Origin of the sequence: Tabrizicola sp. (assembly GCF_051645465.1) — a bacterium.
Classification (GTDB): Bacteria; Pseudomonadota; Alphaproteobacteria; order Rhodobacterales; family Rhodobacteraceae; genus Tabrizicola.
Window position 1 is genome coordinate 1 of sequence record NZ_JBOFBI010000306.1, and the last position, 15,413, is coordinate 15,413.

At 63.8% G+C, this 15,413-nt stretch carries 10 protein-coding genes and 1 pseudogene; 8 read left to right on the forward strand and 3 right to left on the reverse strand.

The genetic code is table 11. The annotated features are described in order from the left end of the window. The 4 genes and pseudogenes from ACRCSW_RS19680 to ACRCSW_RS19695 all read left to right on the forward strand — a co-directional run. Positions 1-1,141 (forward strand): phosphatase PAP2 family protein (locus ACRCSW_RS19680; RefSeq protein WP_438707349.1); only part of this gene is annotated, 1,141 nt, incomplete at its 5' end. 35 nt (positions 1,142-1,176) lie between these two features. Then, a complete protein-coding gene (locus tag ACRCSW_RS19685; protein WP_438707350.1) occupies positions 1,177-3,375 on the forward strand; it encodes a hypothetical protein in 2,199 nt (732 codons plus the stop codon). Between the two features lie 341 nt (positions 3,376-3,716). Next, positions 3,717-4,749 (forward strand): annotated as a pseudogene (locus ACRCSW_RS19690) (IS481 family transposase). 357 nt (positions 4,750-5,106) lie between these two features. Further along, positions 5,107-5,451, forward strand: coding sequence for a hypothetical protein (locus ACRCSW_RS19695; protein WP_438707351.1), 345 nt, complete (start codon positions 5,107-5,109; stop codon positions 5,449-5,451). A 305-nt stretch (positions 5,452-5,756) separates the two neighbouring features. Here ACRCSW_RS19695 and pip read toward each other — a convergent pair whose 3' ends face one another. Next, positions 5,757-6,728, reverse strand: coding sequence for a prolyl aminopeptidase (gene pip / locus ACRCSW_RS19700; protein ID WP_438707352.1), 972 nt, complete (start codon positions 6,726-6,728; stop codon positions 5,757-5,759). A gap of 57 nt (positions 6,729-6,785) precedes the next feature. Between pip and ubiG the strand changes: the two genes are divergently transcribed. Then, positions 6,786-7,532 carry a bifunctional 2-polyprenyl-6-hydroxyphenol methylase/3-demethylubiquinol 3-O-methyltransferase UbiG gene (gene ubiG / locus ACRCSW_RS19705; protein WP_438707353.1) on the forward strand — a complete coding sequence of 249 codons (747 nt, stop codon included), beginning with the start codon at positions 6,786-6,788 and terminating at the stop codon, positions 7,530-7,532. Here the strand turns inward: ubiG and ACRCSW_RS19710 are convergent. Further along, positions 7,523-8,779, reverse strand: a complete 1,257-nt coding sequence (locus tag ACRCSW_RS19710) for an aminotransferase class I/II-fold pyridoxal phosphate-dependent enzyme (RefSeq protein WP_438707354.1) — start codon at positions 8,777-8,779, stop codon at positions 7,523-7,525. The two genes, ubiG and ACRCSW_RS19710, sit on opposite strands and share 10 nt — an antisense overlap. Before the next feature lie 207 nt (positions 8,780-8,986). Here ACRCSW_RS19710 and ACRCSW_RS19715 point away from each other — a divergent pair, with 207 nt between their 5' ends. Next, a complete protein-coding gene (locus tag ACRCSW_RS19715) occupies positions 8,987-11,119 on the forward strand; it encodes a S8 family serine peptidase (RefSeq protein WP_438707355.1) in 2,133 nt (710 codons plus the stop codon). A 26-nt stretch (positions 11,120-11,145) separates the two neighbouring features. On the opposite strand, the gene ACRCSW_RS19720 is transcribed toward ACRCSW_RS19715, so the two are convergent. Next, the gene (locus ACRCSW_RS19720; RefSeq protein ID WP_438707356.1) at positions 11,146-12,114 is read right to left on the reverse strand and encodes a phosphatase PAP2 family protein; all 969 of its coding nucleotides are present in this window, start codon (positions 12,112-12,114) and stop codon (positions 11,146-11,148) included. A 383-nt stretch (positions 12,115-12,497) separates the two neighbouring features. Here ACRCSW_RS19720 and ACRCSW_RS19725 point away from each other — a divergent pair, with 383 nt between their 5' ends. Together ACRCSW_RS19725 and ACRCSW_RS19730 are read left to right on the forward strand one after the other, a co-directional pair. After that, entirely contained in the window at positions 12,498-14,117 is a 1,620-nt protein-coding gene (locus ACRCSW_RS19725; protein ID WP_438707357.1) for an AfsR/SARP family transcriptional regulator, read from the forward strand. Positions 14,118-14,213: 96 nt separating this feature from the next. Continuing rightward, positions 14,214-15,413, forward strand: a 1,200-nt coding sequence (locus tag ACRCSW_RS19730) for an esterase-like activity of phytase family protein (protein WP_438707358.1), incomplete at its 3' end; no start/stop codon positions are given.

The window sequence follows — 15,413 nt, forward strand, 5'->3', positions numbered from 1 at the left end:
GTCTATCATGTCAGGACAATCTGGGCAGTCGGGGCAATCGGGACAATCTGGGCAATCGGGACAGTCCGGGCAATCCGGACAAACGGCTGGTCTCAATCCGATACTTGCACACGGTCTCATTACGGCTGCCTCGGCTATCAACCACATCGCTGGCAAGGACGATACTGATCCTGGTCCCCCTGGAATATACCAATACAACGACCTGCCCACCGGACCAGCCGACAACATGGCGCTGTGGGCACCCACCGTGAGAGGCTCGCTGTACATCACCAATACCCTGAGAAAGCTGGACTGGCAGCAGATCACAGTTGCCGGTCAAGTAGCGGTCGAGGTTACTTATGACAAAAAGCTCTTGGTGAAGTTGCACAGGCCGCTGCCCGACATGTTCCGTCGGCAACTCAGATTTCTGCGCGCTTACGCCGATCAGCGCGCCGATCGCGCCCCTGAAATCCTGACCCAGACCGGTTACCCAACAGACTATTTTGCCAATATTCTGGGATTGAATGGAGACTCGCACCGCTTCACCTTCGAGCTTATCGCCGTCACACAAGCAATAGCTTCTAGTGTTGTGCTAACGACCAAACACTACGTACCATCGCTGCGCCCCGACAGGCGTGGGGCGACGGTGATGCCGATGATCCCAACTCCGGCTCACAGCTCGTTCCCCAGCGGGCATGCAACTGAGGCATTCGCGGTAGCGACCGTGCTGTCGGGTTTGGTGGAAACGCTTGAGACCTTGCCGGTGCCGAACAGGCCTTATCCTTTCTCTTCAGCAGACCGTCTCATCAAGCTCCTCCACAAGCAAGCCGAGCGCATCGCGGTGAACCGGACTGTCGCCGGGGTTCATTTCCCGATTGACAGCTGGGCGGGCGCGGCACTTGGCGAGGCGGTAGGCCAGCTTATTCTGGGGCTTTGCAAGGGTGGTAAAGCGACATCGCGTACCTACGACCCGACGGACAGCAACTTCAAACTCGCAGATAGTGACTTCATGCTCGCCAACTTCAACCCGACAATCACCAGTGGCACCGGCGATCCTACCGAGCACGGGCTAAAGCGCACTGCAAACCCTGACGTCGCCGTACCGCAAAGCCCGCTCTTCTGCTGGCTCTGGGGCAAGGTTCTGGGCGAGCACAAGCTCTGACCGGAAAAACCTAGCGAACACCTGGGAAGGAGCATATGGCGATGGGCGTAGAAGCTGATGGAAGCGAGCACAAAGACGGCGACAGTAAGCCCTCATTGACGGGCGCTTACGAGAGCTGGACCTACGGGCTTGGAGCCCGCTATGCGGCTCTGACGGTCCCTTTGTCGGAAGCCCGCTATGTGCCCGCAATAGTGCAACTGCCGCCAGAGATCCCACTGGAAAGGCTGGTCCATCCTAAGGAGGATGGCCTTACCCGCATCCTTTTGCCTCCTTTGTGGAACGGGGTTCCGCACGGCAGCGGGGAGAGGACGGTTTGGCCTGTTCTTCTCGACTTCGGCGATCCTGGCGAGCGTGGAGTTACGGGTGAGCGGGTGGAACTGAACGCGGAGTACATCAACAGCGCCCTGCTCGATCTAACCCGACGCGCGGGTATCGCCGAAGCACCTCTGCCAGTTTTCACGCTGGACGCCCCCCTGCCTGCGGCAACGGTTGCAACCAAGTCAGGCGAGCTGCGGACATCGGAAGCCGGTGCAGAGGTGCAGGCGCTGCTTCCTGACGATGGTCAGGGCGAGCTGCGGATATCGGAACCTGATCCGCAGGTGCTGGCGCGAGTCCGGCCTCCTGGCGGCGGTCCCGGCGAGAAGCTCGTTGTCATGGCGGTAATAGACGACGGCATTCCTTTCGCGCACCGCAACTTTCTGAACGAGGCGGGGGACAGCACACGCATCGACTATTGCTGGCTTCAGTCAATCGATGCGACAAATCCGCCACCTGTTATCGGCAGGGAGTTCACACGCACCGACATCAACGCGCTCATCGCGACCCATGGCCCCGACGAGGACGCGCTCTACCGCCGGTCAGGTGCGCTGGAGGACACGTCAGACTACAGCGCGACCCTTGGCCATTTCGCGTCTCATGGCGCGCATGTTTTGGATGCGGCAGCGGGCAAGCGCCCGGATGAACCTGACCTTGATCGCATGCGCATCATCGCAGTCCAGTTGCCCGCGCCCGTGACTATCGACACGACCGGCTATTACAAGAAGGGTCCTGTGCTGGCGGCGATGCACTACATCTTCATGCGGGCCGATGACATCGCGCGGGCCTATCTTGGCGATGCCAATGCGCCGTTGCCGCTTGTCATAAACTTCAGCTACGGCATCACCGGTGGGCCGCACGACGGTGAGCACGAGGTCGAGCTCGGGATGAAGGAACTCATCGACCTTCGCAACAAAGCCGGCAAACCGACCACGTTGGTGATGCCTGCGGGCAATAGTTTCGCCAACCGGATGTATGGCGAAATCACCCCGGCTGATCTGGCGACGGGCAAGCCCTTCGACATACCCTGGCGTATACAGCCGAACGACGCCACCACGAGCTACCTTGAACTCTGGATTCCGGCGTCGGCAGGGCCGGCAGAATACAATCTTGCTCTTGCTGGTCCGGACGGCAGCGCGATTAAGGTCGCGAACCGCCCAGATCTGAAATTCCACGTGGCACCGGGCACGCAAAGGGTTTGGGCTCAGCTTTTCGCGAACAACACACAAATCGGCGACATCGAAATCCCAAAGTTCGGCGGGACGGGACTGATGTTGGTGCGGATAGCGCTCGTGCCGACCGAGCCGCGCCCGGCGTCCCTGCCCGCCGCACCCGCAGGGCTCTGGAAAGTCTCTTTGACATTGACCAGCGGAGCCAAACCTGATCGGCCCGTTTCCTGCCGCATCCAGCGCGACAGCGACCCATACGGCTATCGTCGCGGCGGACGGCAGAGCTATTTCGACGATCCTGCCGACATGCGCTACACCTCCGATGGCGCGCCGTCTCGGGTCGAAAACCCGGATTGTGCATTTGTCCGCCGCATGGGCACGCTGAACGGCTTTGCCACCCACGATCAGGTTACGGTCGTTTCATCGTACTTCGCAGACACCGGACGTGCGACGGACTACGCCAGCGCCGGACCACTCTACGCACCTGAGGGAGCGCCGGGAATCGTGGACCTCTCGATGGCTGCGGATGCCTCTACAGCCCTGCGTGGCGCACTGGCCGCTGGAACACGGAGCGGGTCAGCAATCCGTCTTTCCGGCACAAGCATGGCCTCGCCACTCTACGCGCGCCGTGCCGCCGTGGAACTGATGACTGGCGTTGCGTCGAGCAAAGTTCAGCCGGTTTTGATACCAATCAGCGAGGAAGAGGCGCTGCATCGTCCAAGCCGCCTCGGGACACCCATCGCCATCTGACCCTTGGAGAAGGTCACTTCGGAAAATCATGGTGGTCACGCCGCGTTCGCAAGTGCACATGCGAAGCGCTTTCTCACCATGGTCGGCTCTGTTGCATAAATCCGATGAGGGATTCGTCTCGTGAACACAGTATAGTAGCCTATCTGCGTAAGCCGACCTACCCCCCGCTTAAATGACCAGGAACTGACGCGTCTATAACGAAGCGCTCAAGCACTACGGCTCGCTGAAGATTTTGTTCGATATGAGCTACTCCCCATCTTTTGGACAGTTTCCGGCGTGATTTGATGTTTGATCCCAGACTTTGATGGTGCGATTTTTTCCTTGGGATGGAAGGAGGCACTATGGGCCAGGTTCTACACGGCAGCGCCACCACGACAGAGGCGGTCCGTCCGTTGCCCGGCAGGTGATTGCGGAGCAATCGCCGAGAGGGGAGCAATACAGAATAGTGAAGAGAGCCTGAGGGCGCTTTCGGCGCGTTATGGGATCAACCAGAAGACCGTGGCGAAGTGGAAGAGGCGGACTTCGGTGGCCGATCTTCCGACCGGGCCGAAGGATGCCAAATCGACCGTTCTGAGCCTGGACGAGGAGGCGATGATCGTCGCGTTCCGGCGGCACACGCTCTTGGCCCTGGACGATTGCCTCTATGCCTTGCAGCCGACCATCCCGCATCTGACACGGTCATCGCTGCACCGCTGCTTGCAACGCCATGACATCAGCCGCCTGCCCGAGGTCGAGGGCGACAAGCCCGCGAAGCGGAAGTTCAAGGCCTACCCGATCGGGTATTTCCACATCGACATTGCCGAAGTGCAGACGGCGGAGGGCAGGCTCTATCTCTTCGTGGCCATTGACCGCACGAGCAAATTCGCCTTCGTCGAACTTCATCGCAAGGCCCTGCGCAGAACTGCGGGTGACTTCCTGCGGCATCTCGTCGAGGCCGTGCCCTACAGGATCAACATCGTGCGCACGGATAACGGCACTCATTTCACAACGCCTGGTGCAGGCGGATCGGCCGCACCTTTGATCGTCGAGGCCCTGGCCAAGGGCGAACGCTTCTGGGCGCATGCTTTCGAATACGCCTGCGCCACGCTCGGCATCGAGCACCGCACCACCAAGCCCAAACACCCCTGGACCAACGGCCAGGCCGAGCGCATGAACCGCACGATCAAGGACGCCACCGTCAAACGCTTCCACTATGACGACCACGATCAGCTGCGCCAGCACATCGCCAACTTTATCAGCGCCTACAACTTCGGGCGAAGATTGAAGACCCTCAAAGGCCTCACCCCTTACGAGTTCATCTGCAAATGCTGGACTTCAGAACCAGAACGCTTCACCATCAACCCGATCCACCAAATGCCGGGACTGAACATCTAAGGCGATCTGGGTGTTAATCCAATGGTTTAGCCAGTTTTTCCGGGTCTTCTTTCCGTCTCTACGCTCGGAAGACGAAAGGGGCGTTAACCGTTTTGGGGCGAATCGGGGGAAAGGAGAAATGATGTATTGGTGCCCGCCCATGGCTTGCTTCCGTGAGGTCATCAGCTATCCAGGTCCGACTTGCTGGCCAACCCGGGTGCCATGCGGCTAACAGACATACCAAAGATGCGCGGCACGAATTCCGCAACTGCAAGTGCCGCAAGGCCCGGAGAGAGCCAATGACCAAGACCCCCGTTTGGTACAGTTCGCTGAGGAATGATCCCAGTCTCATCAAGTATTTCGCGAATGACGACTTCTATGGCCGGCCCCGGGAGCGACCGCGGTATCGCGCTCGCCGAAAGACGTAACCGGGGCGAGCCGGTTCCACAAGAGGCCTATCCGTCGGAGGCCTACTATATGTATCCAAACAGCAAGAAAGGACGGCAACCCGACGTGTTTGCTGCGTCGCTTGGTTATGTTGTTTCGGACGCGGTCGCCACGATCTTGCGAACGGCCGACCTTGGAAGGACGGGGCTCTTCCCGCTCGCGCTGCGCCAGCATGACCGGATCACACCCGTCGACGGCACCTACTTCATTCTGCACATCGGCGAGACCAAGACGGCCGTCCTGCCGGAGCAATCGTCAGGCTTGGTCAAGCCCTAGGAAAACGTCGATCTCTGGCGCACGACCGGAGACGTGGACAATGACGCCATCGCGCTAAGCCAAGCTGCCCTGCCGGGAGTGGATCTGTGGCACGACCCGCTTTTGCGAGGCAGCGTCTTCATGAGCGACCGCTTGGCTCAGACCATCAAGGACGCGAAGCTGACCAAGGGATTTGGTCTGCGGCGCTGTCGCGTGGGAGACGCATAACCGGGACCCGCTCAAAGCGACCATTGTAATTCCAGGAACAGCTATGAGCTATGGCTTACAACAGGAAGGTGCGCTGAAGCACACCCTACGATGACTGGTCAGCTTCGGCGGAGGCCATCCATCACGCGGACCAGCGCTTCGCTGATACCCGGTTCGGACAGGGCGTGGCCGGCGAGGGAGATCATCTGCAGGTCGCATTTCGCCCAGCCGTCGGCGAGTTTCCAGGCGGAGACGGGCGGGCAGATCATGTCGTAGCGGCCCTGCACGATGCTGGCGGGGATATGCTCGATCCGGTGGCGTTCGCGCAGGATCCAGCCGTCGGACTGCAGGAAGCCGCCGCTGTGGAAATAGTGGTTCTCCAGCCGCGAGAAGGCGCGGGCATAGTCGGAGGGGCTTTCGCCCATCGGGCCGTCATGGTGCAAGGAGGCGAGGGCGTTTTCCCAGTTGGCCCAGATGCGGCCGAAGCGGGTTTCCTCCATCAGGTTGCCGGAGAAGAGGCGGCGGTGGTAGGCGGTGATCAGGTTGTCGCGCTCGGCCACTGGAATGGCGGCGGCGAAGCGGCCCCAAAGCTCGGGGAAGAAGGCGCCAGCGCCGCCGCCGTAGAACCATTGCAGTTCGGCCTTGGTCATCAGGAACACGCCACGCATGACCAGATGCAGCACACGGGTCGGATGGGTGATCGCGTAGACGAGGCCCAGCGTCGCGCCCCAGCTGCCGCCGAAGCCGATGAAGCGGTCGATGCCGAGGGTCTTGCGGATCGTCTCGATATCCTCGACCAGATGCCAGGTGGTGTTGGCGATGACCGAGGCATGCGGGCGTGACCGGCCGCAGCCGCGCTGGTCGAAGAGGATCACGCGGTAAACGGTGGGGTCGAAGTAGCGGCGCATCGCGGGGCTGCAGCCGCCGCCCGGCCCGCCGTGGAACACGATGACCGGGATGCCATCCGGATGCCCGCATTGTTCGACATAGATGCGGTGGCCGTCGCCCATGTCGAGAACCCGCTGATCGAAGGGGTCGATCGGCGGGTAAAGGAATTCGACTGCGCGCTTTTGACCTGATCTTTGATCCATCGCCGTCCTATATAGCGCTGGCAGGGCCCGGAGTCGAAGGGCAAACAGGAGCGAGCGATGGAAACGACGACAACCGTCGATCCGGCCGAAGTGGCCAAGTTCGAAGCGATGGCGGCGGAGTGGTGGGACCCGGAGGGAAAGTTCAAGCCGCTGCATATGCTGAACCCCTGTCGCTTGGATTACATCACCTCGCAGATCGCGGCGGAATTTGAGCGGGATCTGGCAAAGCCCATGCCGTTCAAGGGTTTGCGCATCCTCGACATCGGTTGCGGCGGGGGGCTTTTGGCGGAGCCGATGGCGCGGCTGGGGGCCGACGTCGTGGGGGCGGATGCGGCGGAGCGGAACATTCCCGTGGCGCAGGTTCATGCGGAACAGTCAGGATTGAAGATCGACTATCGCCACACGACCGCAGAGGCGATGGCCGCGGCGGGAGACCGGTTCGATGTCGTGCTGAACATGGAGGTGGTGGAGCATGTGGCGGACCCGCAAGCTTATCTCACCGCGTGTCAGGAGCTGTTGAAGCCCGGCGGGTTGATGATCTGCTCGACGCTGAACCGGAACCCCAAGTCGTTCATGATGGCGATCGTCGGGGCGGAATGGGTGATGCGCTGGCTGCCGAAGGGCACGCATGACTGGCAGAAGTTCATCACTCCGGACGAGCTTTATGCGCTGATCGGGACGGCGGGCTTGCGGCCGGTGGATCGCAAGGGGATGGTGTTCAACCCGGTCAGCTGGCGGTGGAGCCTGTCTGACCGGGATCTGTCGTGCAACTATGTGACGGCGTCGGTGAAGCCTCAGGCCTGAGCCAGCGGCGCGGGGGAAGGTGCTAGGGGGCGGTGCCGGTCGAAGACGCGGGTGACGTCGCGGATCAGATCGGCGAGGTCGTCGATGTCGGCGGCGCTGTGATCGGCCATGAGCTGCACCCGCCAGCGCGGCGCATGAAGGGCGACAGCGGGTGCCATGAGCAGGGTGACGAGCGCCCCGGCGCTTTCCATAAGGGCCGTGCGGGGGCGGGCCGTCATCATCGGCAGGCGGATCGGCACCAATGGCGAGGGTTGGCCCATGACGCGGATGCCGTCGGCCATCAGGTGGTTGCGAAGGCGCAGTGCGCTGGAATGCAGACGGCGGCGGCGGATGCGGCCTTGCACGCTGTCGATCAGGTCGAAGGCGGCGAGGATCACGGTGGCATTCACCGGCGACAGTGCAGCGGTCTGGCGCTGGCCGTGCTGGGTGAGGCGCAGGGCCTGTTTCAGTTCGGGGTCGGCGAAGGCGGCGAACCCGCCTGCGGCACCAAAGCATTTGGCGAAGCTGCCGACGACGATGCCGACGCGGCCGAGGCAGCCTTGAATCTCCATCACGCCGCCTCCGCCCTGGGCCATGGAGCCGAGGTCATGGGTGACGTCGACGATCAGGGTGGCGTCGTAGTCGCGGCAGAGATCGGCCAGGCCGCGAAGATCGGCGATGACCGAGGCGTGGGCCGACACGGCGGGGACGGCCACGAAGAGCCGCCCTTGCCGGGGTTGGCCGGAGAGGCGGCGGAGGCGGCGTTCGACCGCGTCGACCGAGCCCGGGGGGGTGCGGTGGACCGTGGCGCGGGTGGCGATGCCCGTGTCGAACATGGCCGGATGGGCACCGGCGTCGACGATCAGATGGTCGCCTTCGCGCAAGGTGCAGCGGAGGGTGGCGCGGATCGCCTCGGCTCCCGAGGGGAAGACGACGGCTTCGGGCTGTTGCACAAAGCGGGCGACACGGTCTTCCAGCGTCAATGCGGGGACGGTCAGGCCCAGCTGCGGCGCGGTGCCGGGGGCGCCGAGGCGGTGGTGCGACAGGGCCGTCGCGGCGGCGGCGCGCAGGGCGGGGTGGCCAGCGAGCGACAGATAATCCTGTGCGGCGAAGTTCATGCCTGCGGCGGCGTGGCCCTTCGGATCGAACACGGCGCAGTGTGCGGCGGCGACGCCATGGGCGATGCGCGGCTCGACCGCGGGCGGCTGAACTGAAAGCGACGGGTCGAGCAGGATCGAGGCGGATGATGGAGCAGCAAGCCGGTGCATGTCGGAACCTTTCGCGATCTTTTGCAGGAAAAAGAAACGAAGCAACCGTTCACAGGCGGCACACAGCGCCGTGACGGCAACCTGCCTACGAACGTCTTTGGATGCGCGTTAATTCCCCGTGAAATCTGCGAATGGGGCGTGATCCCCCGCGAATTGCCAAAAAGACTGTGGCATGCTGCGGGAATTGGAGATGTCAGGAGGATTGTCATGACGGATTGGCAGAAGGTCACAACAGGGCTGGAGCTTGGCGGCTATGTCGCCTGGGAAGCGGCGGTGGCAGAGGTGGAAGAGGTGAAAGGGTCACGCAGGCGCGATCATGTGCCGGTGTTCCTGGAGTTGAAGCCCGGCGGCACGGCGATGACGAAGGAAGACGCGATCGACGCGACGCTGGAGCTGCCGGGCGTGCTGTTCAGCCGACACGAGCGCGATCTTCTGGCGACGGCGAAGGCCGATGCCAAGACCGAAGCCGGAGGTTGGGACATCACAATCAGAGTGCGGGCGGTTGTGTTCTGCCCGCTGACGATGCTGTCGGCGTTGCCGCCGTTCTGGGACGTCCTGCATGTCGGACCGGCGCTTGCCATTCCAGAGATGCCCGACAAAGAGGTGGGCCGGGATCTCGTCACGACGGTCGGCCCGCTGGACCCGAACGTGCCATTGGTCGCGGTGATCGATGACGGGATCGGCTTTCTGAACACCCGCTTCCGCAAGAGCCGCAACGAGACGCGGTTCAAGGCAGTTTGGCTGCAGGCTGCGGAACATGTGCAGGACCGAAACGGAAGCACAGAACGGGACGTGGTTGCGGGCCGGGTGTTGACGTCAGTGGATATCAACAAACATCTGAAAGACGGCCTGGAAGAAGCGGATGTCTACCGGCAGGTCAACAGCGAACTGCATCGGCTCATGGATGGTGTGCTGACCAACCAGCGGACGGCGCATGGCACACATGTGCTGGACCTCGCCGCCGGGGCGGCGCCCTGGGCGGCCAAGGACAAGGTTCCGGACCCCATGCTCGCGGTGCCTCTGCTGGCCGTGCAGTTGCCGCCCGCCTCGATCCGCGAAACGGCGGGGCGGCGGATGGAGGCCTATCTGGTGCAGGGTCTGCGCTGGATTCTGGCCGAGGCGCTGCGGCTGTCCAACAAAACGGACGTGCCGCCGCTGGTGATCAACATCAGCCTCGGGTCGCTGGCCGGGCCGGGCGACAAGACCGCCTTTCTGGCCGACTGGTTCGAATATGAGCTGGACCGTCACACCCGGATGACCAAAGGCGAGGAGTTGCGGCTGGTCATCGCCTACGGCAACGCGCGGCAAAGCCGTCTGGCGGCGCGGGACGAGCTGCGCATCTCGCATCCGATCACGTTGCAATGGCGGGTGCTGCCGGACGACCACACCTCGAGCCTTCTGGAGCTGCGGGTCGACGATACACGAGACGTCGATACGCCGGTCGCGGACGGTATCAAGTTGGTGTTGACGCCGCCTGTCGGATCCGGTCTGCCGAAGCTGTCGGTGGATTGGCCCCAGCCGGGCGAGGGCTGGCAGCTGGCCGGGCCGCTGGCCGCCGTCACCTCGGTGAAAGAACGGGGGGGGCAGGCGCTGTTGCATCTGGCGCTGGGGCCGACCGTGACAGAGGGCCGGCTACCCTCCTGCCCTGCCGGTGCGTGGCAGGTCGAGGTCCATACCACCAAGAACGAGCCGGTGCGGCTGACCGCCCGGCTGCAGCGTGATGATACTCCGCCCGGTTACAAGACGCTGGGTCGGCAGAGCTGGCTCGATCACCCGCAGGGCTGGGAGTGGGACGCCGCCACCCGGAGCGACACGGCACCTAGGCCCGTCGCGGATGCGCCCGGCTGTCCGGTAACGCGCGAGGGATCCTACGTTGCCTATGCGGGCGCCACCGATCCGCGCATCCTGTTCGTCGGAGCCGCACGGCCTGATACCACCGCAGAGGGGAAGGTGCGGCCGATGCCCTATTCGTCAGAAGGGGTGCGGCATCTGGCGCGGCCCGGCGAATCGGCGGGGCCGACGCTGGTAGCACTTGGCGATGACGGAACGGCGCTGCCGGGGCGGCTCGGGGCGGGGGTGCTGAGCGGGTCGGTGGTGCGGATGTCGGGGACCAGCATGGCGGCACCGGCGGTGGCGCGGGCGCTTGTGGCCTATTTCCTGACGGTGCCTGAGGCTGAGCGCAGAGAGAAGCCCGAGGGCCAGGCTGAACGGCTGTTCCTGACCGGGCGCAAGGTGTGGGAGGATGTGCCCCATCCGCGCCTTGGTCATGGTGGGCTGATCGCGCGCGATGACTGCGGCGTGCCCGAAGCGCAGCCTGATCTTGGGGCGCTGATCGCGTGAAATTGGGGGGCGCTAGCCCCCCGAAATCAACCGCTGGTGTCTTGCGCCGCAGCGCCGGAGCCACCCCATTCGGCAACGGCCGCGCGCCAGAGCGGGGGCAGGACGTGCCAGCTTTCCGCCTCGGGCAGCGTGGCCGATCCTGACCGCCAGCGCTGGTTCGGCTCGCGCTCCAGAGCTTCGCACCATTTCTTGAGAGAGAAGTCGCCCTTCCAGTCATTGCCGTTGGCGGCCCATTGCGGCACCTTGATCGCTTTGCCGCCGCCCAGGCAATGCCCGACGAAGGCGAGCGTCACGCCAAGGCCCAGAAGCGCGCCATGGGCGGAATCCACCGGATAATGCACGCCCGCGACAGTGCGGTTGTCGGCGATCCGGGCAGCAAGGCGGTAGAGAAGGATGTAGGGGTCGGTAACCGGCGCGGCTTCAACCACCGGGCTCAGCTTGCCGAGGATCTTGTCGATCAGGTCGGCATCCGCCGCTCCACCCGCCGACAGGCGCAGGGCGGCAAAGATGGTGGCGATGGCAAACGCCTCGGTCGCGTGGCCGGAGGGGTAGGCGGAATGGCCTGGCGTTTCGATGATCGGCTGGACCTGCGGCGACAGATCGACCGGGCGCGCGACCGAGCAGAGGTGCTTCATCCGCTGTTCCTGCGCGATGACGGTATCGTGGAGCGCGGTGATCAGGTGCACGGTATGGGGCCGCCGGTTGATGCCGAACGGGTTCTGCGCGGCGAAGAACGCCATGAACCCGTCGGACTGGGCGAGGATTTCCGGCAACCGGTCGGCGCGCAGGTCCATGGCGGTGCGGACCTCCACCATCTGCTCGGCGATCTTGGCGGGTTTGGGCGGGGTGAGGCTGACGAGGTCGCTTTCGGCGCGCACGACATTCGCGGATTTGGCGCCGGGGCGCGCGGTGAAGAGCGACATCCCCTCGTAAGCCAGAACCGAGGCGCGGGGGAACGGGGCAAGCCGCATAAGCCGGGTCAGAGGATCGGCCACGTTGGGGTTCGGGGCGGGGACGGAGCCGTCCCAGTATCCGATCAGCGCTTCGGTCGTCTGACCCAGCGCCGAAGCGATAAGCGGCGAGGCGCCGCCGCTATGGGAGCCGTGTGACCCATGGGAACCGTGTGATCCGTGGGAGCCATGCGATCCGTGAGAACCGTGTGATCCATGCGATCCGTGGGAGCCATGTGATCCGTGAGAACCGTGTGATCCAAATACCGACATCAAGACCTCCGCTGCCAATCAACTCAACGTGCACTGGAAATTCTGATCGGCAAAGCCGACACAGATTGGCATTCACGAGATTGACGGAAAATTCACGGTCATTGCACCTGTCCGGCTGACGGCATAGCCTTCAGTCGACCGTTTCGGAGATGAGAATGTTCATACGCCTGGTGGGCGTCTTTGAGGTGCGGGATGATGCGGGGCGTGATTGCACGCCGCGCGGGGCGAAGGCGCGTGCGATTCTGGCGATGTTGTGCCAGACGCCGGACCGCCGCCGGGCCCGCCGCTGGCTGGAAGCGCGGCTCTGGTCGGACCGGGGGGCGGACCAGGCGAGCGGCAGCCTGAGGCAGGCGCTGATGGAGATTCGCAAAGCCCTCGGGGACGAAGCGGACCGGCTGGAGGCGGACCGTGATTCGGTGCGGCTGAGCGGTGTCGTGACCGATCTCGAGCAGGACCAAGCGGCAGCGGCCAAGGCACTGCAGTCGGGGCGGGAGTTTCTGGAAGGCATCGACATCATCGACCACGCCTTCGAGGATTGGCTGCGCGAGGAACGCGCGCGGGTCGAGGCTGTCATGGGCACGACGCGCCCGGCATTGGCACGGATGCCATTGGCACGGACAGCGCGTTTGCCCTTCGTGATCCGGCTGGGCAGCCTGCCGGAGGGTGTGGGCATCTTCGCCGGGATGGCGCTGGCCGATGCCATCGGGCGGCTGATGTCGGAATTCGCGCATGTGGATGTGTTCGGGGCGGGGGGTACGGCGATACCCGCCGATCTGCCCCGCGAAGGCATGGCGCTGCATATCGAAGGGGCCGAGATCATGGACCGGGTGCATGTCCTGGTCAGCCTGTCGTCGATTGCGAGCGGACAGACGATCTGGAACCAGCGGGCAGCCATACCGATGGCAGAGGCGGACCTGATCGGGTCGGGAGAGTTGCCGCCGCTGGTGTTTCAGGCGGCGGATGCGGCGCTGGCCTACTTCCCGCGCCTGGCCGAATGCGAAACGGGGCCCCGGCGGGCGAATGCGCTGATCGCCCGGTCGCTGACCGAGATGTTCAGCTATGACGCGGTGCGGCTGAGAGTGGCTGACGAGATGTTGATCGAGGCCCACGACATCGCCGCTTCGGGCCGCATCTACGCTTGGCGATGCCTGGTACGGCAGATCATGTTGGTGGAGCGGACCGAGACCGATTACCCCAAGCTGATCGAAGAGGCGGACGAGTTTTCGCGCAAGGCGCTGGAACTGTCCAAGGCCAATCCGCTGGTTCTGGCGCTGGTCAGCCAAGCGCGGGTCATGGTGGATGAAAACCCCGAGGCGGGCATGGTTCTGGCCCGGGATTCGGTGGCGCTAAGCCCGTTCAACGCCTTTGGCCACTGGGCGCAAGCTGCGTCACTGAACCGGATCGGCGATAGTCCGGGGGCGCTGGGGGCGGCCCGCCGGGGGGTGGAAATCGCCGCCCGCACCCCGCATGTGCACTGGTGGGAAGCGCTGTCCGGCCTGGCCGCGCTCAGGGGCGAGCTTTATGCAGCCGCGATTGCGCATTACGAGGCGGCCTATTACCGCGCGCCCAGCTTTCGGGCGGCGATGCGGCATCTGTTGTTCCTGTATCTGTGGGCTGGCAAACGCGACAAGGCTGCGGGGGTGCTGAAGGGCCTTCTCAGGGTGGAGCCGGACTTCACGCTGGACCGGATCATGAACGAGCCGAACTACCCGGCGGTGACCTTGCGGCGGAGCGGGCTTCTGGACCGGTTCGGGGATCAGCTGAAGGATCTCTGACGCCGTCGTTTCGCCATTTCGTGACCCCCGCGTCACAGGAACGTCATCGAAGCTGCGCAGGACGGTTGGCAGGATTTACCTTCAGGAGGTGCTGCCATGCCGATCCGTTTCCTTGCCTTGACGACAGCCGTTCTGGGAAGTGCAGCCCCTGTTTGGGCCGAAGAAGCCTATCCCGCCACGCTTGCCGGTCATGCGCTGATCCCGGCGGCGACGTTCATCCCTCCGCCCGCCGATGCGCCGAAGGATGCGGGCATCAGCGGCAAGTTCACCGGGGGCGACCGGGTGATGGAGCCGGAGACGGTGATGGGCGACACGGGTGCCACTCACGGCAAGCGACCGACCGGCGTCATGCTGCCGTTCAAGGGCCAGCCGCTGCAGGGTCTGTCGGGCTTTGCGATGACGACGGCCGAAGACGGATCGACCTTCGTGCTGACCGACAACGGTTTTGGCAACAAGGCCAACAGCCCCGATGCGATGCTGTTCTTCCACCGCATGACCCCGGATTTCGCGACCGGCGCGGTCGAGGTGAAGGAGACCGTCTTCCTGCACGATCCGGACTTCAAGGTACCGTTCCGCATCGCCTATGAAGGCACGGAGGCCCGTTATCTGACCGGTGGCGATTTCGACACGGAGAGCATCCAGGTGCTGAACGGCGAGGTCTGGATCGGGGATGAGTTCGGCCCCTCCATCATCCGCGCCAGTCTGGATGGCAAGGTGCTGGCCGTCTACCCGACAAAGATGGGCGAGACGGTTCTGAAAAGTCCGGACGCCCCCGGCATCAACGCCATGTCGGTGATGGGCAAGGATTGGACGGTTCAGCGGTCGGGCGGATACGAAGGGATGGCGCTGCAGCCGGGGACGAACCTGCTGTGGGCGATGCTGGAAAAGCCGCTCTTGGGCGAGGATGGCCAACCGGAGGGCACTTACCTTCGGGCCATGGCCTTTGATCCTGCCCAGGGCGAATGGACCGGGGCGAGCTTCAAGTTCGCGCTGGCCGAAGGGGCGGCGGCGATCGGCGATTTCAACTTCATCGACGAGACCCGTGCGCTGGTGATCGAGCGTGACAATGGCGAGGGCGATCCTTCGTTGAACTGCGCGGGCGATCCGGCGCCGGATTGCTTTCCCGAACCGGCGATGCTGAAGCGGGTGGTGCTGATCGACACCGCGACCGTCGATGCCGAGGGCTTTGTGCGCCGCATCGGCCATATCGACCTGATGGACATCGCCGATCCCGACGGGAAGGCCAAGGTCGAGACGGTGGCCAAGCGCGATCTTGCGGGCAAGTTCACCATGCCC

Bases quoted from the DNA above. Each gene is read 5' to 3' on its own strand.
- ACRCSW_RS19695 (WP_438707351.1), top strand. From the start codon at position 5,107: ATGGCCGGCCCCGGGAGCGACCGCGGTATCGCGCTCGCCGAAAGACGT.
- pip (WP_438707352.1), bottom strand. From the start codon at position 6,728: ATGGATCAAAGATCAGGTCAAAAGCGCGCAGTCGAATTCCTTTACCCG.
- ACRCSW_RS19710 (WP_438707354.1), bottom strand. From the start codon at position 8,779: ATGCACCGGCTTGCTGCTCCATCATCCGCCTCGATCCTGCTCGACCCG.
- ACRCSW_RS19715 (WP_438707355.1), top strand. From the start codon at position 8,987: ATGACGGATTGGCAGAAGGTCACAACAGGGCTGGAGCTTGGCGGCTAT.
- ubiG (WP_438707353.1), top strand. From the start codon at position 6,786: ATGGAAACGACGACAACCGTCGATCCGGCCGAAGTGGCCAAGTTCGAA.
- ACRCSW_RS19685 (WP_438707350.1), top strand. From the start codon at position 1,177: ATGGCGATGGGCGTAGAAGCTGATGGAAGCGAGCACAAAGACGGCGAC.
- ACRCSW_RS19725 (WP_438707357.1), top strand. From the start codon at position 12,498: ATGTTCATACGCCTGGTGGGCGTCTTTGAGGTGCGGGATGATGCGGGG.